The following is a 5794-nucleotide window of genomic DNA, read 5'->3' as shown; positions in this document are numbered from 1 at the left end:
CCAGCTTCTCGGCGATATCCGCCGTGGTTGACCAGACGATGGAGCACTGGTCGGTGGATATTGGCAGGAAGGCGAGCGGGCCCTCGGGCAGGAATCGCTGCCATGCAGTCTCTGCGTGCCCCTGTGCAAGACGCACCGTGGTGACCACGGCTGTCTGCTGAAAATCAAATTCACTGAAACCGATTCCCAGTTCATCGCGCATGCGTGAGCGAGCACCATCGGCAGCAACCAGCAGTTCGCTGTCCAGGCATGCATCGTCATCCAGTAGTAGGGTTATTTTCTCTGGCGACTGCTGCAATTCGTTGACGGAGCGAGGTGAAAGTACCGTGATGCCAGGCCTCTGTTCCATCGCCTGCCACAGGGCGCGCTGAATCACCCGGTTCTGCAGAATGTGACCGAGATCCGGCTCTCCGATATCAGCACTGTCGAAATGAATTTCGCTACTGGGATTGTCCCATACTCGCATGTCGCGATAGGCGACCGCGTCCCTGTCGTCAATCAACTGCCAGGCACCGAGATTTTCCAGCAGATGCTGGGAGGCCTTGTTGATCGCGGAGACACGCAAGTCGATCTCATCCTGTGGCCAGTTGAAATCGGGACGATTGTGTTCAATCAGGGTGACTTCAAGTCCGAGGTCTGCAAGACCGCAGGCAGATGCGGCTCCAACCATGCCGCCGCCGACAATGACGACCTGGCTATTGTATTTGGATGATTTCTTCATAGGGGCAGTCCTCGCCCGAGTCTTGGTTGCTTGCCGAGGACTCCCATCGCGTGTTTTGCGATGCGATGGCGCAGTCCGGGCAGCAGATCTGTTGCGACCAGGCCTGCGCTGCGACCTGCGCCAACACCGACCAGCGGGTTGCTGAAAATGCGTGCAAGACCATCGGTAGCGAGCGTTATGCTGCGCACATCCTGCTTGCGCCACTCTGCGTATTTCTGCAATACGGCCTTGCTACCCGGGTCTTCATCCTGCCTGATCGCATCTGTAATGACGTCAACTAGGGCGGCGATATCGCGCAGGCCGAGATTAAAGCCCTGACCGGATATCGGGTGCAGTGCATGTGCGGCATTGCCGACCAGCGCAACACGCTGCGCTGTGATCGCCTCTGTACGCATAAGTACTAATGGATAAGAGGCGCGCTTGCCCGCTTGGCGAAAGCGTCCACAGCGAAAGCCAATGCGTTTCTGGACCTGTTCGATAAATGCAGCGTCATCCAGGGCAAGGTACTCTTCCACCTGCTCCTGGGGTACCGTCAATACCACGCCGAAGCGGTTATCGGTCATTGGCAGCAGCGCAAGCGGTCCCTCGGTGGTGAAGCGTTCGTAGGCGATGTTGCCATGCGGCTTGCCGGGCAGCAGGTTACTGACGATAGCTGCCTGGTTATAGGCAGATTCATGGCTTTCAATCCCCAGTGCCTGGCGAATGCCTGACTCCTTGCCATCGGCTGCGATCAGCAGTTTGGCAGTGACAGTTTCAGTTTTACCCTGGGCTTCAATCGTGGCAGTGACCTTCTCATCAGCGGCTTTGAAGTCGATCAGGGTTGCCGGGCAGAAGCGATGAACCTGGCTGTTGAGCATGCGCTGGTGGAGTGCATGGCCGATATCACGTGCCAGTGCAACGTAACCAAGTGCCTCGACAGACTCTTCCTGTGCATCGAGATGGGCTTGTCCAAAACGCCCCTTTTCGGAGATATGGATGTGATGAATTGGTGTGGCAGTGGGTGTAATTGCATCCCAGATGCCGATACCCTCGAAAATACGCCTGCTGCCCCAGGAGAGGGCAATTGCGCGGTCGTCGAAACTTGGCTGGCTGCTTGCGTCCATGGCAACGGACTCGATGATGGCAGTGCTGATCCCAACACTGTCGAGGGCGCAGGCGATACTGGTGCCTGCGAGGCCGCCACCTGCGATCAGAAGGTCAAACTCTTTTACGTCAGACATCTCGTTTTGATCCGTTTTCACTGTAGTCGTCATGCGCTTGCCGGCGGCGTATGACAGAAGTGATCAGGAGGCCATCAGGGCCTCTATCTCGTCGATCTCTTTGGGTGCACCTTTCGATAATATGTCATAACCCTGCTTCGTGACCAGTACATCGTCCTCGATACGGATGCCGATACCCTGCCACTTTTTGGCGATGCCCTTGCTGCCGAGAGGGATATAGATGCCGGGTTCGACGGTCAGAACCATGCCGGATTCCAGCATGCGCCACTGCCCGTCGATCTTGTAGTCGCCGACATCATGCACGTCCATGCCAAGCCAGTGTCCGGTTTTGTGCATGTAGAATTTCGTGTAAGCAGAATCTTTCAGCAGTGCATCCGGTTTTCCCTTGAGTAGCCCGAGTTTGTGCAGTCCATGGGTGATGGTCTTTACTGCTGCATCATGCGGGTCATTCCAGTGATTACCGGGTTTGATCTGTTCCAGTGCCGCTTTCTGCGCATCGAGAACAAGTTGGTAGAGTTGCCGTTGCGGTTCACTGAATGTGCCGTTGACGGGAAAGGTGCGGGTAATGTCCGATGCGTAACAGGAGTTTTCACAGCCCGCGTCGATCAGAACCAGGTCGCCGTCTACGAGCAGTTCGCTGTTTTCCGTGTAGTGCAGAATGCAGGCATTGTTACCGCCGCCGACAATTGACGGGTAAGCCTGCGATGTGGCGCCTTTGTGCGCGCACTGGTAGGCAAACTCTGCCTGCAGCTGATACTCATACATGCCGGGTTCGCACTGCTTCATCAGGGCGATGTGTGCCGCAGCTGATGTCTTTGCAGCTGCACGCATGACTTTCTGTTCAGAGCGGCTCTTGTAGAGACGCATATCATGCAGGTAGTGATCAAGGACGATAAATTCGAGTGGGCCATGCACGCCGGTGCGGGCGCGTGCACGCAATTGCCCAATCCATTCAGACATGCGGTGATCAAGTTCGTGATTGCAGCCCATGGCGTAATAGACGCGCTCACACTGCTCCAGCATGCGCGGTAGAATCTCATCGAGACTGTCGATCGGAAAGGCGTCATCCGCTTCGTGGATCTCTGTTGCACCTTCGAGACCGGCACGCAGGCCGTCCCATAATTCACGCTCGGGATCTTTTTCACGGCAGAAGAGAATATATTCTGCAGACTTCCTATTGGGAATCAGTACTGCGACAGCCTCGGGTTCGGAGAAGCCGGTGAGGTAGTGAAAGTCGCTATCAGGGCGAAACGGGTGTTCGACATCACGATTACGGATATAGGTCTGCGCTGTCGGGATGATGGCTATCGAATCCTTGTCCATCATGCGCATTAACTGTTTGCGACGGCGCTTGAATTCCGAGGTGGGAATCGACATCAGTGGAGCTCCTCCTCGTTTTCGGGCTCCTCCTGGTGCGCAGCGATATCACCGTAGATCATCAGGGTTGCCATGCGCAGGTATTCCTCGAGATCCTGCAGCGACTCCTGGTCCTCTTCATCGAGATGTTCAAGCTCGGCAAGATCCATGCGTGTGAATTCACTGATATCCTCGAGTGCGCCGAGTGCGTCATTTGAGAGGTGCTGGTGCTGTTCACCGGCGTTGATGCCATAACCGAATAGAAATCCCTGGCACCAGTCGACGATGCCTTTTGCACGTGCCGGCATCTCCTCGGGATCATCAGGCAGTAACAGGTGAAAGCGCAGCTCGACATCATCCATCAAGTCCTTGGTGATGCCATGCATTTGCGTCAGTGTGCGTCGGCATTCCTGTGTAAGAGAGTCGTTTTCATCCATGTCGCCCATCAGCTCCTGGTTCAGGTGCTGCAGTGAACTAGGAAAGTCCCCACAGATTAATCCGCACACAAGGCCATGTGCTTGCGAGGCATCAAGTTCGAGTTCTGCACGTTCCAGTACATCGTTGATTGTCTGATATTCGAGGGTATCGCTCACGGTCTCTCCAGCCATCCACTGGTTTGTTTACTTTCGCCAGATGGCTATTATGCAGCAAATAGACATAGTATTGTTATGAAGAATGCAAGGAAAACCATTGACCGGGCTCCGGATGCTCACTATAGTTTTGATATCAAAGGGTGGGTCTGTATATGTCTGAACAGGAAATTAATGCACTGGAATCACGTGTCGATGAATTAATCGATGCGTGTCGTCATCTCAAGTCTGAGAATCGTATGCTGCGTGATCGCCAGGAAGTGATGGTGAAAGAGCGCGCGGCATTGATCGAGAAGACTGAAATGGCACGTGGTCGTGTCGAAGCCATGATCTCGCGCCTCAAGTCACTGGAAGAGCACACGTGAGCAGATCCAAAGAGAACAAGCCAATCGCCGTTACCATTCTCGGTGAAGAGTACATGGTTGCCTGCGTGCCCGATGAAGAAGAGGAGCTGATGGCATCTGCACAGTACCTGCATCAGAAAATGCGCGAAATCCGAACCAGTGGACGAATCATCAGTAATGAACATGTTGCCGTGATGGCAGCACTGAATATTACCCATGAGATGCTGCAGGCGGGTGCCGAGCAAGAGGAATCTGGCGACCTGACGCCACGCCTGCGCAGTGTGCGTGAAAAGGTCGAGGCTGCGCTCAACGAGAGTAACCAGCTCGAACTCTAGACTAATATATCGATTTCACCCCGCAACAGAACTTTTTCCAATCGGGCATGACGCACGGCAAAAATTGGATTATGATGAGTTGTAAGGGGCGTTCTCTGTGATACGCGACAGTTGGCTAAGTATTTTCATGAGCCTTAAAAACATCCTGGGAATATGACCTGCTGACAGTGTGCATGTCCGTCTTGAGCGGAAAGCCTAAAGCAGCAATGAAGTTCCCCCTTGAACCGCAAGGTTCAGGAACTGATGTCGACATCGCTATTTGCGGGTTCGCCCTTTTCTCTCTTTCTCTATGACAGCAATAAAAACACCTAACCAACTTCGCCAATCATTGCGCCAACAGCGCAATGCGCTCACATCTGTTCAACAACGTTTACACGGCAAGGCAGTTGCACGACGACTCATACGTCATCCATGGTTTCAGCAAGCAACAACGATTGCTATCTATCTTGATACTGATGGCGAATTACAAACTGAATCGATCATTCAGCTGTCGCGCCAGTTGAACAAGCATCTTGTATTACCCGTGTTGCATCCATTCCGTCATGGGCATCTTCTGTTTCGTGATTGGCCTGTTAATGCACGAATGCAACCAAACCAATTTAAGGTTGAAGAGCCTGCGCGCAAATATGCAGTTGTTGATACAAGAGCGATTGATCTTGTTATTGCGCCGCTTGTCGGCTTTGATGATCGTTGTTATCGCATCGGCATGGGAGGTGGTTATTATGATCGCACATTTTCATTTCGCCATATAAATAGCTGGCGAAAGCCATGCATGGTTGGAATTGCGCATGCTTTACAGCAGCTTGAAATGGTTGATAACAAGGAGTGGGATATAGCGCTGGATATAGTGATCACAGAGAAACAAATTTTTCGAAGATAAAAACAAATTGAATAAATGCTTGATTAATAGGTAATAACCTAACTAGTATTAGCTAACAAGGTGACTATACTTGTTTTGAAAGAACTGTTTATTGCATCAAGTAGAGGGGGTCGATATGGCAGTAAAGAAAGCCGCGAAGAAAAAGGCAGCGAAGAAAAAGGCCGCTGCAAAGAAGAAGGTTGTTGCACGTAAGGCGGCAGCAAAGAAACCAGTAGCAAGAAAGAAAGTAGCAAAGAAAAAAGTTGCCAAGAAGAAGGCGACTAAGAAAAAAGTAGCAAAGAAGAAGGCGACCAAGAAAAAAGTTGCCAAGAAAAAGACCGCAAAGAAAAAGGTAGCCAAGAAGAAGGC

At 52.4% G+C, this 5794-nt stretch carries 8 protein-coding genes and 1 other RNA gene; 5 read left to right on the top strand and 4 right to left on the bottom strand.

Going from position 1 to position 5794, the window contains the following annotated elements; all coding sequences use genetic code 11:
- The 4 genes from BOW51_RS06930 to BOW51_RS06915 all read right to left on the bottom strand — a co-directional run.
- On the bottom strand, positions 1–721 hold a 721-nt coding region (locus tag BOW51_RS06930), incomplete at its 3' end, for an FAD-dependent monooxygenase (protein WP_135568120.1).
- On the bottom strand, positions 718–1941 hold the full coding sequence (gene ubiH, locus BOW51_RS06925) for a 2-octaprenyl-6-methoxyphenyl hydroxylase (protein WP_167367261.1): 1224 nt from the start codon (positions 1939–1941) through the stop codon (positions 718–720). The genes BOW51_RS06930 and ubiH, both read right to left, overlap by 4 nt.
- 63 nt (positions 1942–2004) lie before the next feature.
- Positions 2005–3321 carry an aminopeptidase P N-terminal domain-containing protein gene (locus tag BOW51_RS06920; RefSeq protein ID WP_078477050.1) on the bottom strand — a complete coding sequence of 439 codons (1317 nt, stop codon included), beginning with the start codon at positions 3319–3321 and terminating at the stop codon, positions 2005–2007.
- Positions 3318–3890 carry a UPF0149 family protein gene (locus tag BOW51_RS06915; protein WP_167367260.1) on the bottom strand — a complete coding sequence of 191 codons (573 nt, stop codon included), beginning with the start codon at positions 3888–3890 and terminating at the stop codon, positions 3318–3320. The genes BOW51_RS06920 and BOW51_RS06915 overlap by 4 nt, the downstream gene beginning before the upstream one ends.
- Positions 3891–4042: 152 nt before the next feature.
- On the opposite strand from BOW51_RS06915, the gene BOW51_RS06910 reads away from it, so the two are divergent.
- From BOW51_RS06910 to BOW51_RS06890, 5 genes are all read left to right on the top strand, one after another.
- Complete coding sequence (locus tag BOW51_RS06910; RefSeq protein ID WP_043116398.1) at positions 4043–4252, top strand: TIGR02449 family protein; 210 nt, start codon at positions 4043–4045, stop codon at positions 4250–4252.
- The gene (locus BOW51_RS06905; RefSeq protein WP_245828587.1) at positions 4249–4566 is read left to right on the top strand and encodes a cell division protein ZapA; all 318 of its coding nucleotides are present in this window, start codon (positions 4249–4251) and stop codon (positions 4564–4566) included. Before BOW51_RS06910 ends, BOW51_RS06905 begins: the two co-directional genes overlap by 4 nt.
- A gap of 89 nt (positions 4567–4655) precedes the next feature.
- Positions 4656–4838: non-coding RNA, 6S RNA (gene ssrS / locus BOW51_RS06900), on the top strand.
- Between the two features lie 17 nt (positions 4839–4855).
- Entirely contained in the window at positions 4856–5446 is a 591-nt protein-coding gene (locus BOW51_RS06895) for a 5-formyltetrahydrofolate cyclo-ligase (protein WP_078477048.1), read from the top strand.
- Positions 5447–5561: 115 nt separating this feature from the next.
- Positions 5562–5794 (top strand): hypothetical protein (locus tag BOW51_RS06890; protein WP_217349019.1); only part of this gene is annotated, 233 nt, incomplete at its 3' end.

Origin of the sequence: Solemya elarraichensis gill symbiont, assembly GCF_002021095.1 — a bacterium.
Classification (GTDB): Bacteria; Pseudomonadota; Gammaproteobacteria; order Chromatiales; family Chromatiaceae.
This window is presented reverse-complemented; position numbering and strand designations above follow the sequence as displayed.